At 75.1% G+C, this 16,266-nt stretch carries 13 protein-coding genes; 5 read left to right on the top strand and 8 right to left on the bottom strand.

The annotated features are described in order from the left end of the window. Positions 1–48: 48 nt before the first annotated feature. The 8 genes from pyrE to ACFU74_RS14475 form a co-directional block, all read right to left on the bottom strand. Positions 49–585: an orotate phosphoribosyltransferase gene (gene pyrE / locus ACFU74_RS14510; protein WP_030304482.1), complete on the bottom strand. Its 537-nt coding sequence runs from the start codon at positions 583–585 to the stop codon at positions 49–51. A gap of 45 nt (positions 586–630) precedes the next feature. Beyond that, positions 631–1,695, bottom strand: a complete 1,065-nt coding sequence (locus ACFU74_RS14505; protein WP_380756279.1) for a hypothetical protein — start codon at positions 1,693–1,695, stop codon at positions 631–633. 157 nt (positions 1,696–1,852) lie between these two features. Beyond that, a complete protein-coding gene (locus tag ACFU74_RS14500; RefSeq protein WP_380756277.1) occupies positions 1,853–3,502 on the bottom strand; it encodes a polyamine aminopropyltransferase in 1,650 nt (549 codons plus the stop codon). 154 nt (positions 3,503–3,656) lie between these two features. Beyond that, positions 3,657–4,184: a DUF2617 family protein gene (locus tag ACFU74_RS14495; RefSeq protein WP_380756275.1), complete on the bottom strand. Its 528-nt coding sequence runs from the start codon at positions 4,182–4,184 to the stop codon at positions 3,657–3,659. Between the two features lie 476 nt (positions 4,185–4,660). After that, on the bottom strand, positions 4,661–5,830 hold the full coding sequence (locus tag ACFU74_RS14490; RefSeq protein ID WP_380756273.1) for a pyridoxal phosphate-dependent aminotransferase: 1,170 nt from the start codon (positions 5,828–5,830) through the stop codon (positions 4,661–4,663). A gap of 118 nt (positions 5,831–5,948) precedes the next feature. Next, the gene (locus tag ACFU74_RS14485; protein WP_380756271.1) at positions 5,949–6,515 is read right to left on the bottom strand and encodes a YbjN domain-containing protein; all 567 of its coding nucleotides are present in this window, start codon (positions 6,513–6,515) and stop codon (positions 5,949–5,951) included. A gap of 182 nt (positions 6,516–6,697) precedes the next feature. Next, positions 6,698–9,304, bottom strand: coding sequence for an ATP-dependent chaperone ClpB (gene clpB, locus ACFU74_RS14480; protein ID WP_380756269.1), 2,607 nt, complete (start codon positions 9,302–9,304; stop codon positions 6,698–6,700). A 71-nt stretch (positions 9,305–9,375) separates the two neighbouring features. Then, positions 9,376–10,404, bottom strand: coding sequence for a LysR family transcriptional regulator (locus tag ACFU74_RS14475; protein ID WP_380756267.1), 1,029 nt, complete (start codon positions 10,402–10,404; stop codon positions 9,376–9,378). A 71-nt stretch (positions 10,405–10,475) separates the two neighbouring features. Between ACFU74_RS14475 and ACFU74_RS14470 the strand changes: the two genes are divergently transcribed. The 5 genes from ACFU74_RS14470 (at position 10,476) to ACFU74_RS14450 (ending at position 16,107) form a co-directional block, all read left to right on the top strand. Next, positions 10,476–11,699 (top strand): TDT family transporter, encoded by a 1,224-nt coding sequence (locus tag ACFU74_RS14470; RefSeq protein WP_380756265.1) that lies wholly within the window; start codon positions 10,476–10,478, stop codon positions 11,697–11,699. A 471-nt stretch (positions 11,700–12,170) separates the two neighbouring features. Continuing rightward, positions 12,171–13,202: a LuxR C-terminal-related transcriptional regulator gene (locus ACFU74_RS14465; RefSeq protein ID WP_380756263.1), complete on the top strand. Its 1,032-nt coding sequence runs from the start codon at positions 12,171–12,173 to the stop codon at positions 13,200–13,202. Beyond that, positions 13,189–14,097: a LuxR family transcriptional regulator gene (locus tag ACFU74_RS14460; RefSeq protein ID WP_380756261.1), complete on the top strand. Its 909-nt coding sequence runs from the start codon at positions 13,189–13,191 to the stop codon at positions 14,095–14,097. Before ACFU74_RS14465 ends, ACFU74_RS14460 begins: the two co-directional genes overlap by 14 nt. Continuing rightward, on the top strand, positions 14,090–15,100 hold the full coding sequence (locus ACFU74_RS14455) for a LuxR family transcriptional regulator (protein WP_380756259.1): 1,011 nt from the start codon (positions 14,090–14,092) through the stop codon (positions 15,098–15,100). Before ACFU74_RS14460 ends, ACFU74_RS14455 begins: the two co-directional genes overlap by 8 nt. Before the next feature lie 2 nt (positions 15,101–15,102). Next, complete coding sequence (locus tag ACFU74_RS14450; protein WP_380756281.1) at positions 15,103–16,107, top strand: LuxR family transcriptional regulator; 1,005 nt, start codon at positions 15,103–15,105, stop codon at positions 16,105–16,107. Positions 16,108–16,266: the final 159 nt, after the last annotated feature.

The following is a 16,266-nucleotide window of genomic DNA, read 5'->3' as shown; positions in this document are numbered from 1 at the left end:
GAAACACACCGGCCCCGGCCGTTCGTCGTGCGGGGAGGGGGGACGGGCTCAGAGGCCCAGGTCCTCCAGGGTGTAGGCGGTGACGTACGGAAGGCCCTCGGCCTCGACCGCGGCGGCGCCGCCGCGCTCGACGATCACCGCGACGCCGACCACCTCGGCGCCCGCCTCGCGCAGCGCCTCGACGGCGGTCAGCACCGAGCCGCCGGTGGTGGAGGTGTCCTCGACGGCCAGCACCCGGCGGCCCTTGACCTCCGGGCCCTCGATCCGGCGCTGGAGGCCGTGCGCCTTGCCGGCCTTGCGGACCACGAACGCGTCCAGCTCGCGGCCGCGCGCGGCGGCGGCGTGCAGCATCGCGGCGGCGACCGGGTCGGCGCCCAGGGTCAGCCCGCCGACGGCGTCGTACTCCAGGTGGGCGGTGGCGTCCAGCATCACCCGGCCGACCAGCGGAGCGGCCTGGCCGTCCAGCGTGATCCGGCGCAGGTCGACGTAGTAGTCGGCCTCCTTGCCGGAGGAGAGGGTGACCTTGCCGTGGACGACGGCCTTGTCCTTGATCTGTGCCAGCAGGGCGTCGCGGTCGTTGCTCATGAGCGTCCAGTCTAGGCCCTGCGACCGCCTGCCCCGCGATCGGCGCTAGCGCCGCCGCAGGGCCCTGACCAGCACCACCGCGCCGCCCAGCAGGGCCACCCCGCCGCCGATCATCCACGGCACCGCGTTGCGGCCGCCGACGCCCGGCACCACGATGCCGCCGACGTCCCCGCCCCAGCGGGAGGCCGCCCGGGCCTTGGCACTGCGGGCCGGCAGGGCCGGCGCGTACGGGCCGCGCGGCGGGGCGTGGTCGACCTCCTCGGCGGAGCGGCCGACGATGCTGCGGCGCACCGGGCCGCCGAGCACCGGCTCCTGCTCGTAGCCGAACGGCGGCTCGGCGGGGAGTTCGGCGGAGACCTCCTCCTCGGCGCCGGCGGCGGGCTCCCCGGCCGCGGCGGGTCCGGCGGGCTCGTCGACGTCGTCGGCGTCCGCGCCGGCGTTCCCGACCGGGAGGCCGAAGCGCTCGGCGTCGTCGTCGGAGAAGGCGATGAGGTCGGAGAGGTCGTCGTCGAGGTCGTCGCCGGGCTCGTCCTCGCGGTCCTCCTGGCGGTCCTCCAGGAACACCACGGTGGCCTCCCCGTCCGGCTCCTCCGCCTGCGCCGCCGCGTCGTCGCGCTCGTCCTCGGTGTCACCGTCGAGGTCCGCCCCGTCGGCCGGGGCCTCGTCCTCCGGGGAGGTCAGGGCGGCGGCGAAGCGGTCCAGCAGCCGGCGGCCGGCCGTGGCGAGCGTCTCGCCGTCGAACTCGGCGAGCCGCCCGGTGGCGCTCAGGTCACCGGTGAAGCGGACCACCGCGGTCCCCTCCCCGGCGCCCTCGGCGACGCTGATCCGGACCGTCGCGGTCGCCTCGCCGCTGCCGCGCGCCTCCTGGCCCTCGGCGAACGCGGTCAGCACGCCCTCGCGGCCCTCGATCAGCGAGAGCACGCCCTTGTAGGTGATGGTGGAGGTGCCGATCCGCAGCTTCAGCCGCCCGCCGATCTCCTCCGCCCCGCCACTGCCGACGGCGGCGGGTTCGGTGCTCAGCCCCGGCACGGAACGCGCCAGCAGCGCCGGATCCTGCAGGGCCTGCCGGACCTGCCCGGCCGGCATCGGGACGACAACCTCATGCTCCATGCCACGGAGCCTACCGACCGAACCCCGCTCCCGGCCCCGCCCTGTCCCCGACCTGCCTGCGCGCCGCCGCCCCGCAGGCCCGCGGGCCCGTGCGTTCCCGCCGGTGCCCGCGGCCTGCCCGGGAGCCGCGGGGGGCTACGGGGGGGCTGCTCCCGCGTCAGTGCGGGCCGAGGAGGGTGAGGGCGGCGGGCGGGTGGAGGGGGCGGAGGGCGGTGAGACGCGCGGCGGAGGTGCGCAGGGTGTCCGGGGTGAGGGCGCGCGGTGGCGGCGCGTCCGGCGCGAGGGTGAGCGGCGGCTGGGCGGCCGCGGCGAGCAGGAAGCTCTGGCTGCCCTCCGGCCCCGGGCGGCAGCTGGCCGTCGCACTGCCCGCCACCGCGTACGGGACGGTCCGCAGCCCGGCGGCCCGCAGCCCCGACTCCGCCTGCCACAGCCCCTGCCACCCGTGCTGCTCGTCGCCGCCGCGGACGGCCAGCCGTCCGCCGGGGGCGAGCAGCCGGGTGGTGAGGCCGTAGAACTCCTGGGAGTGGAACGTCACCGGCCCGCCGTCGGCGGGTGCGGGCAGGTCGGCGAGCACGACGTCGAAGGACTCCCCGGGGCCGGGGCGGACGGTGCGCAGCCACTCCAGCGGGTCGGCCTGGGCGGTGCGCACCCGGGGATCGTCCAGCGAGCGGCCGGAGAGCGCGGCGAGGCCGGGGTCGGTACGCGCCAGCCGGGGGAGCGCCGGGTCGTGGTCGACCACCAGCACCGAGCGCACGCCGCGGTGCCGCAGCACCTCCCGCAGGGCCAGCCCGTCCCCGCCGCCGAGCAGCAGCACCCGGGCGTCCGGCCCGGCGGCCATCGCGGGGTGGACCAGGCCCTCGTTGCCCCGGTACTCGTCGGGCCCGCAGACCGCGAGCCGGCCGTCGAGGTAGAGCCGCAGCGGGCCCTCGGCGGGGCCGGTGAGCACGATCTCCTGGTGGCGGCTCTGGCTGACGGAGCGGACCTGCCCGCCGTACAGGGCCTGCCGGGCGGCGCGTTCGACCGCGTCGGACCAGGCGGACGCCGCGGCGAGCAGGGCCAGCACCAGCCCGCAACCGCCCCAGAGCAGCAGCCGCACCCGGGGCGCGGGTTCCTCGCGGAAGAGCCAGAGCACCACGGCGGCCCCGGCGACGGCGTTGACCGCGCCGGTGACCAGCGCGCCGCTGCCGGGGCCCAGCACGGGCAGGATGAGGAACGGGAAGGCGAGCCCGCCGATCAGCGCGCCCACGTAGTCGGCGGCGAACAGGTCGGCGGCAGCGCGTCCGGCGTCCTCCCGGCGGATCCGCTGGACGAGGGTCATCAGCAGCGGGATCTCGGCGCCGATGAGGACGCCGATCAGGCAGGTCAGCCCGATGACGGCGGCCTGGTGGTGGCCGACCCAGGCCCAGCAGGAGTAGATCGCCAGGACGGACAGGCCGCCGGTCAGCGCGAGGGCGCACTCGACCAGGGCGAAGGCGGTGGCCGGTCGGCGGGTGAACCGTTTGGCGAGCAGCGAGCCGAGGCCCATCGCGAACACCATGACGGAGAGCACGACCGAGGTTTGGGTGACCGAGTCCCCGAGCAGATAGTCGCCGAGGGCCACGAGTTCCAGCTCGTAGACGAGCCCGCAGGCAGCACAGACGAACGCGGCCAGCAGGACGACCAGCCGGGCCAGCTCGGGGCGGGCGCGCAGCCGGGAGCGGCGGCGGGCGGGCAGCGGGGCCGGGCTCCGCCCGGGCCGGGGCGGGCTGCCGTCGTCGAGGTCGAGGCTCGGCTGTGCGGGCGGCGGACCGGCCGGATGATTGATCACGAACAAACGCTAGGCGACGTGCGGGACGGACGGCTGCGCCCATTCGACGGACAGCGCGGTACGGCAGGTTGACGAATCGTTCCTGCGTGCGAATGAAAGCCGGTGGGCCGGGCTATGGGCGGCTCGTCGCCGACGGTCGCGTCACCGGCGCCGGTCATCGGGGCACCACCAGCGAGGACCGGGTGCAGACCAGCTGCCCCTCCTGCGGATAGGCGTGCCAGGTGCGCCAGAGCAGCCGGTCCGCGCCGCCCTGGGCGACCAGCGCGGTGAAGGCGCTGGGATTGCCGGGGAAGACGCCGGCCAGCCCGCGCGGGTGCCCCTCGACCAGGGCCAGCAACTCCTGCGCGCGGGCCGCGAAGTCGTGCGGAGGCAGCGCCTCGATCCGGGCGGCGAACTCGTACTCCCAGCCGTCCACCTGCTTGGCCACCCGGGCGGGCAGCGGCGTGCGGCGGCCGGGCAGACAGGCGACGGTCTCCAGGCAGTGGCCGGGACCGGCGGCGATCACCACCTGGTGGGAGGCGCCCAGCAGCCGCAGCTGGAGGGTGCCGGGCGGGCCGGGGTGGCCGGGGCCGTCGAGTCTCAGGTCGCGGACCGCGAGGGCGGGCAGCGGTTCGCCGCCCAGGCACCAGGCCAGGTCACCCGCGCGGGTGTCCGTGTAGGAGGTCTGCAAAGTGGTGAGCATGCTCGGCTCCGCGTTTCAGCTCCGTGCGCGCCCGCCGAGCAGCAGCGAGTAGGCCCAGGCAAAGGCGAGGCTGTTCGTGGCTGTGCGGTCCAGGGCGCGGCCGACCGTGGAAGGAGGGATTCCGGCTGGAGATTCAGCAGCAGAGAAGCACGAATACGCCGGGTCCGTCGGTGATTTACCCAACTTTGTCAAGCATTCACCGTTTCGAGCACATCTGCTTCCATGCTCTGATCGACCCGGTGTACGACTATGCACCGCGCGCGCCCTTCACCCCGGCCCGCGCGCCGTGCACACCACCCACGCGCCGCCCACGCGTCCCCTGCGCCCCACCCATGTCCCCCCGCCCGCACAACCCCACCACCCCCACCCGCCCCTGCCGCCCGGGCAGCACGAACTGTCCGGAGGGCAGCACAAAAGCACGGCACACCAGATGAATTGACGAATCGTCAGGGCGTGCGAGAGATTCCGGCGACGAGTCAGGGGCGGGACAGCCGGGAAAGGCGGTCGACCGCTTCCTCCAGGACGGTGGTCTGCTTGCAGAAGGTGAAGCGGACCAGGGGGCGGCCGGCTTCGACGTTGTCGTAGAAGACGGCGTTGGGGATGGCGACGACGCCGCAGCGTTCGGGCAGGGTGCGGCAGAAGGCGATGCCGTCGCTCTCGCCCAGGGGGGTGATGTCGGTGGTGATGAAGTAGGTGCCCTCGGGGCGGAAGACGCGGAAGCCGGCGGTGGCGAGGCCTTCGGCGAGCAGGTCGCGCTTGTGGCGGAGGTCGGCGCGGAAGGCGTCGAAGTAGGAGTCGGGCAGCCGCAGGGCCTCGGCGACGGCGTACTGGAAGGGGCCGGCGCTGACGTAGGTGAGGTACTGCTTGGCGGTGCGGACGGCGGTGACCAGTTCGGGGGTGCCGGTCACCCAGCCGACCTTCCACCCGGTGAAGGAGAAGGTCTTGCCGGCCGAGGAGATGGAGACGGTGCGCTCGCGCATCCCGGGCAGGGCGGCGACGGGGTGGTGGGCACCGTCGAAGACGAGGTGCTCGTAGACCTCGTCGGTGACCACCAGCAGGTCGCGTTCGACGGCGAGTTCGGCGATGGCGGTGAGCTCGTCGGGGGTGAGGACCAGGCCGGTCGGGTTGTGCGGGGAGTTGAGCAGCAGCAGCCGGGTGCGCGGGGTGACCAGGGCGCGCAGCTCGTCGAGGTCGGGGCGGAAGTCCGGGGCGCGCAGGGTGAGCGGGACGCGGACGGCGCCGGCCATGGCGATGCAGGCGGCGTAGGAGTCGTAGAAGGGTTCGAGGGCGATCACCTCGTCGCCGGGCTCCAGCAGGGCGAGCAGGGCGGCGGCGATGGCCTCGGTGGCGCCGGCGGTGACCAGCACCTCGGTGTCCGGGTCGTAGCCGAGGCCGTAGCGGCGCTGCTGGTGCTCCGCGATCGCCTGGCGGAGCTCGGGGATGCCGGGGCCGGGCGGGTACTGGTTGCCGCGGCCCTCGCGCAGGGCCCGGACGGCGGCCTCGCGGACCTCCTCGGGGCCGTCGGTGTCCGGGAAGCCCTGGCCGAGGTTGATCGAGCCGGTGGCCGTGGCCAGCGCGGACATCTCGGCGAAGACGGTCGTGCCCATCCCGGCCAGTCGGCGGTTCAGCAGCGGCCTCGCACCCATCTCGGCTCCTTACGGCTCGTGGTCGGCCCATCCTCGGGGCAGAAGGCGTCCGGGGACAAGGACGGCCCGCCACCGGGTGCCGGTGGCGGGCCGCACGGAGGGCTGTCCGGGGGAGGCCTCAGCTCTCGTCGGTGCCGTCGGACGGCTTGTCCTCGCCGCCCTCGCCCTCGATCTCGTCCTGGAGGCCGAGGCGCTCGACGATCCACTGCTCGAAGCCGACGGCGGCCTGGGTCCAGTTGGCGGTGGTGGTGACGAAGTAGTCCAGGTTGACGCCGGTGCCGACGATCATCTGGGCCTCGCCGATCAGGCGGACCACGCCGTCCTCGTGGGTGTGGGTGTAGACCTTGGGCCAGAGGGTCTCACGGTTCCACTCGTCGATCAGGTCGAGGACCTCGCCCTTCTTCTCCAGCGGGTACGGGCGGTCGTAGAACGCCCGGACCGCGAAGAGCTCCTTCTGCTCGCCGCGGAACATGTAGTAGACGCGGAAGCCCTCCCAGGGGGCGGTGAGGTCGCCCTCCTCGTCGACGCCGTGCTTGAGCTGCATCTGGTCGAGGAGCTGGCCCACCAGGTTCTGGTCCGGGACGATGATCGGCGGCGGGCCGGCCGGACGCCCGCCCTGGCCTCCGGGCTGGCCGCCGCCCTGGGGCATGCCGAACGACGGGATGGACGACGGGTCGATGCTCATGGGGTCCTCTTCCTCAGTGCACGTGGTGGTCGGCAATGAGAGGCCGCCCTTCCGAGTCCATCCTGCCTCATCCGGGGCCCGCCTCACAGGGGTGGCCGCAACCCGGCGGGGCATGACCGGACCATGGCCGGCCCCCCGGAAACCGAGGGGGCGGGCCATGATCGTTCGGCGGTGACGCGGGGCTACTTCTCCAGCGGTCCGCGGGCACGGACGGTGAGGCGGTCGCCGTCCTCGTCCCGCTCGACCAGCACGGTGTCGCCGTCGTGCACCTGGCCCGCCAGGATCGCCCGGGCCAGCTGGTCGCCGATCGCGGACTGCACCAGCCGGCGCAGCGGCCGGGCGCCGTACGCCGGGTCGTAGCCGGTGAGCGCCAGCCAGTCCCGGGCGGCCGCGGAGACCTCCAGGGTGAGCCGGCGCTCGCGCAGCCGGTCGCCCAGCCGGGCCACCTGGAGGTCGACGATCCGGGTCAGCTCGGCGGTGCCCAGCGGGTCGAAGACCACGATGTCGTCGAGCCGGTTGAGGAACTCCGGCTTGAAGGCGGCCCGCACCGACTCCAGCACGAGGTCCTTCTTCCGCTCCTCCGGGGTGGCCGGGTCGACCAAGTACTGGCTTCCCAGGTTGGAGGTGAGGATCAGGATCGCGTTGCGGAAGTCCACCGTGCGGCCCTGGCCGTCGGTGAGCCGGCCGTCGTCGAGCACCTGCAGCAGCACGTCGAAGACCTCGGGGTGGGCCTTCTCCACCTCGTCCAGCAGCACCACGCTGTACGGGCGGCGGCGGACGGCCTCGGTCAGCTGGCCGCCCTCCTCGTAGCCGACGTACCCGGGCGGGGCGCCGACCAGGCGGGAGACCGAGTGCTTCTCGCCGTACTCGCTCATGTCGATGCGGACCATCGCCCGCTCGTCGTCGAAGAGGAAGTCGGCCAGCGCCTTGGCGAGTTCGGTCTTGCCGACGCCGGTCGGGCCGAGGAAGAGGAACGAGCCGGTCGGGCGGTCCGGGTCGGCGATGCCCGAGCGGGTGCGCCGCACGGCGTCCGAGACGGCCTGCACGGCCTCCGCCTGGCCGATCAGGCGCCGGCCCAACTCGTCCTCCATGCGGAGGAGTTTGGCGCTCTCGCCCTCCATCAGCCGGCCGGCCGGGATGCCCGTCCAGGAGGCCACCACGTCCGCCACGTCGTCCGGGCCGACCTCCTCCTTGACCATCGAGGCGGAGGCGTCCTCGCCGGCGGCGCGCTCCTGGGCGTCGGCGAGCTCCTTCTCGGCGGCCGGGACCTCGGCGTACATGAGCTTGGACGCGCGCTCGAAGTCGCCGTCCCGCTGGGCGCGTTCGAGCGCGCCGTGCAGGTCGTCCAGCCGCTCCTTGAGCTCGCCGACCCGGTTCAGGCTCTTCTTCTCCTGCTCCCAGCGGGCCGTGAGCACGCTCAACTGCTCGTTCTTGTCGGCGAGATCGCGGCGCAGCCGGGCCAGCCGGTCGACCGAGGCCGGGTCCGACTCCTTCTCCAGGGCCAGCTCCTCCATCCGCAACCGGTCGACGGCGCGCTGGAGTTCGTCGATCTCGACCGGGGAGGAGTCGATCTCCATCCGCAGCCGGGAGGCCGCCTCGTCGACGAGGTCGATCGCCTTGTCGGGCAGGAAGCGGGAGGTGATGTACCGGTTGGAGAGGGTGGCCGCGGCGACCAGGGCGGCGTCCGCGATCTGCACCTTGTGGTGCGCCTCGTAGCGGCCCTTGAGGCCGCGCAGGATGGCGATGGAGTCCTCGACACTGGGCTCGCCGACCAGCACCTGCTGGAAGCGGCGCTCCAGGGCCGGGTCCTTCTCGATCCGCTCGCGGTACTCGTCCAGGGTGGTGGCGCCGACCATCCGCAGCTCGCCGCGGGCCAGCATCGGCTTGAGCATGTTGCCGGCGTCCATCGCCGAGTCACCGCCGGCGCCCGCGCCGACCATGGTGTGCAGCTCGTCGATGAAGGTGACGACCTGGCCGTCGCTCTGCTTGATGTCGTTGAGGACGGCCTTCAGCCGCTCCTCGAACTCGCCGCGGTACTTGGCGCCGGCGACCATCGCGCCGAGGTCCAGGGCGACCAGGCGCTTGCCGCGCAGCGACTCCGGCACGTCGCCGGCCACGATCCGCTGGGCCAGGCCCTCGACGACGGCGGTCTTGCCGACGCCGGGCTCGCCGATCAGCACCGGGTTGTTCTTGGTCCGGCGGGAGAGCACCTGGACCACCCGGCGGATCTCCTGGTCCCGGCCGATCACCGGGTCGAGCTTGCCGTCCCGGGCGGCCTGGGTGAGGTCGGTGCCGTACTTCTCCAGCGCCTTGTAGGTGCCCTCGGGGTCCGGCGAGGTGACCCGGGCGCTGCCGCGGACGTCCTTGAACGCGGCGAGCAGCGCCTTCGGGGTGGCGCCCTGGCGTACCAGCAGCTCGGCGACCGGCCCGCCCTCGGCGGCCAGGCCGACCAGCAGGTGCTCGGTGGAGACGTACTGGTCGTCGAGGTCGTCGGCGCGCTTGCCGGCCTCGGTCAGCACGGCCAGGGTGTCGCGGGCCAGCTGCGGCGCGGCGACGGTGGCGCCGGAGGCGCTGGGCAGTGCGGTGAGCAGGCGGCGGGCCTCGGCGTCGACCCGGGGCACGTCCGCGCCGACCGCCTCCAGCAGCGGTTTGGCGATGCCCTCGGGCTGCTCCAGCAGGGCGATCAGGATGTGCACCGGCTTGACGTCCGGGTTGCCGACGGCGCCGGCCTGCCGGATCGCGGCGGACAGGGCGTCCTGCGTCTTGGTGGTGAACTTGCTGGCGTCCACTGCTGGGGGGTCCTCCTCGTCGTGCGTGATGTCTGCTCTCTACAGCATGCACTAAGTTGAGTCTATTCCGCTCAACTTTTGGGTGAACGGTCGGGGCGGGCCCGCAGTGCGGGACGCTCGGGCGCGGCGGCGGGCCTGCGGGCGGCCTTCGGCGGCAGCGCCCGTGCCTGCGCCATCCGCGCCTGGTGGGTCCCCGCCGTCCGCCGGGTCAGCGCCAGCAGCTCCCTGGCCGGGCCGGTCGGCCGCTGCCCGGCCGGCCAGACCGCCCGCAGCGGCCGCCGCAGGTCCAGCTCCTCCGCCAGCCGCACCGCCACCAGCCGCCGGGTCGCCAGCTCCTCCACCACTGCCAGCTCGCTCAGGCAGACCGGCCCGGCCCCGGTCATCGCGGCCGCCTTCAGCGCCGTCGACGAGGCCAGCTCCAGCCGCGGCGGCGCGGTGCCCCCGTACGGCGCCAGCGCCATCTCCAGCACCTCCCGCGTCCCCGACCCCGGCTCGCGCAGCACCAGCGGGGTGGCCGCCAGCTCCCGGCCGGACAGCGGCGAGCGGCGCCGCGCCCACGGGTGGTCCGGCGCCACCACGACCACCAGCCGGTCGGCCGCCACCACCGCGCCCGCCAGCCCCGCCGGGGGCAGCGGCCCCTCGACGAAGCCGAGGTCGGCGTCCCCGGCCAGCACGTGGCCGGCCACGTCCGCCGAGTTGGCGGTGCGCAGCGTCACCGCGGTGCCCGGGCTGACCGCGTGCAGCGCCAGCAGCCAGCCCGGCATCAGGTACTCGGCGACGGTCAGGCTGGCCACCACGGTCAGCCGGGCGTCCCGGCGCTCGCGCAGCGCGTCGATCCCGGCGTCCAGCGCCTGCGCCGCCTCCACCACCTGCCGCGCCCACTCGACCACCAGCCGGCCCGCCTCGGTGGGCCGGGAGCCGCGCGGGGAGCGCTCCAGCAGCGCTACGCCGATCTGCCGCTCCATGCCCTTGATCCGGGCGCTCGCGGTCGGCTGGCTCACCCCGAGTTCGGCGGCCGCCCGCCCGACGCTGCCGAGCCGGGCCACCGCGAGCAGCAGCTCCAGCGCACCGAGTTCGGGGACGCGCGGGGAGAGGGCCATAGGTTCAGGCTATGCCCTCATAGAGCGCACGGCGCTACCGGCGCCCGCCGCCCCGGGCGACGGTGGGTGCCATGGCCACCCTGCTCAGCCCCGCCCCCAGCCCCGTTCCCGGCCCCGCCGCGTCCCTCCGCGTCCGCCGCCCCGACCTCGCCCAGCTCGGCCCCAACTGGTACGCGGTGGTCATGGGGACGGCGATCACGGCCAACGGTGCGGCCGCGCTCCCGGTCCACTGGCCGGGCCTGACCGGCTTCGCCGAGCTGATGTGGGCGCTCGGGCTGGCCGGACTGCTGGTGCTCGGCGCCGCCCGGGCCGTCCACCTCACCCGGCACCGCACGGCCGCCCGCGCCCACCTGCTGGACGAGCCGGCCACCGCCGTCTTCTACGGCTGCCCGCCGATGGCGCTGCTCTCGGTCGGCCTCGGCACCCTGACCGTCGGCTCCCGGGTCATCGGCACCGGCCCTGCCGTCGCGCTCGACCTCGTGCTCTGGACGGCCGGCACGCTGTACGCGCTCGCCGTCGCGGCCGGCATCCCGTACCTGATGATCACCCGGCACACCGTCTCCCCGCTCACCGCCAACCCGACCTGGCTGCTGCCCGTGGTCGCCCCGCTGGTCGCCTCCGCCACCGGTCCCGCGCTGGTCCCGCACCTGCCGGCCGGCCCGGCCCGGGAGGCACTGCTGTACGGCTGCGCGGCGCTGTTCGGGATCGGTCTGCTCGCCACCCTGGCGGTGCTGCCGGTGGTGCTCACCGGCCTGGTGCACAGCGGGCTGCCCGCCCTGGCGCTCACCCCGACGCTGTTCCTGGTGCTCGGCCCGCTCGGCCAGTCCACCACCGCCGTCCACCAACTCGCCGACGCCGCCGGCCCGGTGCTCCCCGAACTGGCCCCCGCCGCACGCGCCCTCGCCGAGCTGTTCGGGGTGGCGGTGCTCGGCGCGGCGATGCTCTGGCTGCCGCTCGCGGTCATCGCCAACCTGCGGGCCCGGCGGGCCGGCATGGGATTCGCGATGACCTGGTGGGCGTTCACCTTCCCGGTCGGCACCTGCGTCACCGGCGCGGCCGCGCTCGCCCGGCACACCGGCTTCCCCGGCTTCACGGCGCTCGCGGCGGGCCTGTTCGTCCTGCTGCTGGCCGGCTGGGCCCTCGCGGCGGCGGGCACGGCGACCGGCCTGGCCGGCGGCCGCCTGCTGGCCCGCCCGGCGGCCGGCGGAGCGCCCGGCGACCGGCCGGGTTCCGGAACACGCGACTCCGTCACCGACCGGCCGGACGGTCGGAAAAACTCCACCCCACGGCGCTGACCTGCACGTTCGCAGAAACCGGAAGCCGCCTGCGGCAGCAGGCGCCGGACCGCCGGTGCAGGTTCCTGCAATTGCGAGAACATGCAGCAGGGCGGCACTTGTTCACCGGCCGTCACGCTGTGAGGGTGGAGGCACGCCAGGTCGTCCGGGCAACCGCAGCCCGAGTAAGGCGACTTGCTCTTCATACTGGATGCGACCGGTACGTCCGCACGTACCTGCATATCGGGGGGGAGAGCGCCGGCCGGGACGCCATGTGTGGTGATGGCCCCCGGGACCGGAGCCGTCGAGGCGTTGCTGCTCCGCCTCGACGGAAGCGCTGGGACCGGCGTACACCGACGGCCCCTGGACCCGAGTGCGACGGCACCCGGGGTCCGGGGGACCGTCGGGCGCCAGTACCTTGATCATCGCCGGCCGTCGCGCGCGGCAGGCGGAGCACCAACACCCCAGAGCATCCGGCAGGGAGCGTTCGACGTGACGTTCGAGGCGACGGCGAACCCGAGCACCACCCAGGGCGCCGCCGCCGGCGACGGGAGCGCGGCCGGCGCCGCGGCGGTCGGCGAGCCCGACGAGGCCGCACGTCGCGTCTACCTCGCGGTCCTCGCCGGCGGTGGCCGGGTCCGGTTCGCCGACATCCCCGAGGCCGACCGCGACGCCGTCCGCCGACTCGTCTCCATCGGCCTGCTGATGCCCAACCCGATGGACGCCTGCTACACCGCCGTCAGCCCCCGCTCGGTCAGCGACCGCCTCGGCACGGAGCTGCGCAGCGAGGCCACCCGGCTGCTGGTGCGCGCCGAGAACCTGCCCGGCGCCCTGGACACCCTCACCCGCGCCTACGACGCGATGCCCCGCCCGCCGGAGCGCTCCGGCGGTGCGGTCTACATCGAGGGCCACGTCCACATCCGGCAGCGGATCTCCCAGCTGGTCGCCGACTGCCGCACCGAGGTCCTCACCGTCCAGCCGGGCGCCCGCCCGCCGGACGCGCTCAAGATCGCCATCCAGCAGGACGTGCAACTCCTCCAGCGCGGCTGCTCGCTGCGCACCATCTACCAGCCGGTCGCGATCTCCGAACCGGCCGCGATCGCCTACGTCGAGGAGGTCACCCGGCGCGGCTCGCTGATCCGGATCCTGGACGAGCCCTTCGAGCGGCTGATGGTCTTCGACCGCTCGGTCGCGGTCATCTCCGCCAGCGACGACCACAGCACCGCCGCGTTCATCACCGATCCGGCCGCGATCGCCTTCATCGTCAACGCCTTCGAACGCGACTGGTCCCGCGCCGACGCCACCGACTGGTCCGCCGTCCTCAGCCAGGGCCCCGCCCACAGCGCCCCCGACCGGGTCGGCCGGCTGCTCGCCCGGGGCCTCACCCAGCGCGCCGTCGCCACCCGGCTGGGCCTGAGCGAGCGCACCGTCGCCGCCCACATCTCCCGGCTGCGCGACCGCTACGGCGCGCAGACCCTCTTCCAGCTCGGCTGGCTGATGCGGGGCGGTCGTGACGGCGGATGACCTCACGCCGGGCGAGCGCACGCTCTACCTGGCGGCCCTCGCGAACGGCGGCCACCTCGCCGCACCGCCCGCCGCCGGCCCGGCCGCCCTACTCGCGCGGGGCCTGCTGGCCCCCGGCGCCCCGGGCTACGCCGCGGCCGACCCCCGAGCGGCCGGCGACCGCCTCGCCGCCGGACTCCGCGGGGAGGCCACCCGCCCCCTGCTGCGCGCCGAGAGCCTCCCCGAGGCCCTCGCCCCGTTCACCGCGGCCTACGACGCCGCGCACCAGGGCTTCGAGGCGCACCACGTCGAGGGCCGGGCCGCCATCCGGCACCGGATCTCGCGGCTGCTCGCGGAGTGCCAGGACGAACTCCTGACGGCCCGGCCCGGACCGCGCCGGGCCGTCACCCCGGAGCCGGCACTCAGCCAGGACCTCCCGCTGCTGGTGACCGGACGCCGGATGCGAACCAGCTACCGACCCGCGGCCCGTCGCCGACCCGCCGTGATCGAGTACGCGGGCGCGGTCACCCGTCACGGCTCGCAGATCCGCCTGCTGGACGAACCGTTCGACCGGACGATCATCGTCGACCGGTCGACGGCCGTCGTCTCCGCACGGGCCGACCACGGCGCCGCCGCCTTCATCACCGACCGGGCCACGGTGGCCGCGCTGGTCTCCGTCTTCGAGCGTGACCGGTCCCGGGCCCTGGCCGTCGACTGGTCCACCACCACCCCGCACCGGGCCGCCGCCCGGATCACCGGCCTCCTCGCCCGGGGCCTCACCCAGCGCGCCGTCGCCACCCGGCTGGGCCTGGGCGAGCGCACCGTCGCCGCCCGCATCTCCCGGCTGCGCGACCGCCACGGCGCGCAGACCCTCTTCCAGCCCGGCCGGCGGATGCGGGGTGAACACGATGCCTGAGCCCCGGGCCGGCGTGCGGTTGAGCGAGGCGGACCGCGCCTTCTACCTGGCCGTGCTCGGCAGCGGCGGCTCGATCAGGAAGGACGAGGTCGGTCCGGCCGACGAAGCCCCGCTGGCCGTCCTGCTCGACCTCGGGCTCGTCGTGCCCAGGGTGGAGGACGGGGGATACGCCACGGTGAACCCCCGGGCCGTGACCGGCCGGATCGCCGCCGGACTGCGCGCGGCCGGCAGCAGACTGCTGGCCGAGGCGGACGAGACCCCCGCGCGGTTCGCCGAGCTCTCGCGGGCGTACGACGCCGTGCCACGGCGGGCCGACCGCTCGGGCAAGGTCGCGCACGCGCACGGCTTCGGCGCGATCCGGCACCGGCTCGCCCAGCTCGACACCGAGTGCCGGGAGGAACTCCTCATGGCGCAACCCGGCGGCCCCCGGCCGGCCGAGGGGCTGCCGGACGCGCTGAAGCGGCTCCGGCAGATCGTGGAGGGCGGCGGCACCGTGCGCGGGCTGTACGAGCCGAGCGTGCGGACGGACGGGCCGACGGCCGGGTTCGCCGCCGCGGCGACCGGCATCGGGTGCCGGTACCGGGTGCTGGCCGAGCCGTTCCGGCGGGTGCTGGTCTACGACCGGCGCGTCGCGGTGATCCCGGCCTCGGGCGACAACAGCAGCGCGGCCTTCGTCGAGGACCCCGCCGTGGTGGCCTTCCTGGTGGAGGCCTTCGAGCGGGACTGGCAGCGTGCCGAACGGGTCCGTTGGACGGACTGCGCCGAGCCCGCCCCGCGCCCCGGGCAGCGGCCGCCGCACGAGCAGGTCGGCCGGCTCCTCGCCCAAGGGCTCACCCAGCGCGCCGTCGCGACCCGGCTGGGCCTGAGCGAGCGGACGGTGGCCGGCCACATCGCGCGGCTGCGGGAGCTGTACGACGCCGAGACGCTCTTCCAGCTGGGCTGGCAGATCAGGGCCGCACAGCCCGGACCGGGCGCGGACGCGGGCCGGGAGGTGGAGCGTTGACCATGTTCGGCGAGGGGACGGGCCGGCTGGACACGGCCGCGCAGGAGCTCTACCTGCGGATCCTCGGCCGCGGCGGCAGCCTCGACGCGGCCGGGACGAGCGACCCGACCGACCCGGACGACTCGACCGACCCGACCGATCCGGACGCCGTCGACAGCGCGGCACTGAAGCGCCTGGAGGCGCTCGGGCTGCTGGCGGTCCGGCCGGAGACCGGTGCCCACACCGCCGTCAACCCGCGCTCCGTGAGCGAGCGGATCAGCACCGAACTCCGCGCCGAGGGCACCCGGCTGCTCGTCCAGGCCGAGGAACTCCCGGCCCTGCTCGACGATCTCGCCAAGGCCTACGAGAACGAGTCCCACCGGAAGAGCCCCTCGCAGGACGTGCAGCACGTCGAGGGCCGCGAGGCGATCTCCGAGCGGCTCGCCCGGATCGAGGCGGACTGCCGGGAGGAGATCCTCGCCGCCCAGCCCGGCGCCGCCCGGACGGCCGACTTCCTCGCCGCCTTCCTCGGACGGATCCGCCGGTTCGCCGGCGCCGGCGGCAGCATCCGGGTCCTCTACGCCCACGGCGTCCTGGCGGACCGGGCCACCGCCGAGTACGTCGGCCGCGCGACCGCTCTCGGCGCCCGCTTCCGCACCCTGGACGAGCCGTTCCAGCGCCTGCACATCTACGACCGCAGGACTGCCGTGATCCCCGCGCCCGGTGGCCCCGGCGACCACTGGGCGGCCGCCTTCATCGAGGACCCGGCAACGGTGGAGTTCCTCCTCGGGGTCTTCGAACGCGACTGGTCCCGCGCCGCCCGCCCCACGCACCCCGCCGAGGACACCGCCGCCCACGACCACATCGGCCGTCTCCTCGCCCAGGGCCTCACCCAGCGCGCGGTGGCCTCGCGGCTGGGGCTGAGCGAGCGGACGGTGGCCGGCCACATCGCGCGGCTGCGGGAGCTGTACGACGCCGAGACGCTGTTCCAGCTCGGCTGGCAGATGCGGGGGGAACACGATGCCTGACAGCCGGACGCCCTCGGAGCTGCCGGCCGCCGCGCTTCTGGACGACGCCGCGCGGGAGGGCGGCCGGGTGCGCGCCGCCGAGGCGGGGGCCGGGGACACCGCCGCGCCGGAGCGCCTGGTCGGGCTGGGGCTCCTGGCGCCGCAGGCGCTGGACGCCTC

It is taken from the genome of Kitasatospora sp. NPDC057500 (genome assembly GCF_042802195.1).
Taxonomy (GTDB): domain Bacteria; phylum Actinomycetota; class Actinomycetes; order Streptomycetales; family Streptomycetaceae; genus Kitasatospora.
The sequence above is the reverse complement of the archived record's forward strand: the minus strand, read 5'-3'. Positions and strand labels throughout refer to the sequence as shown.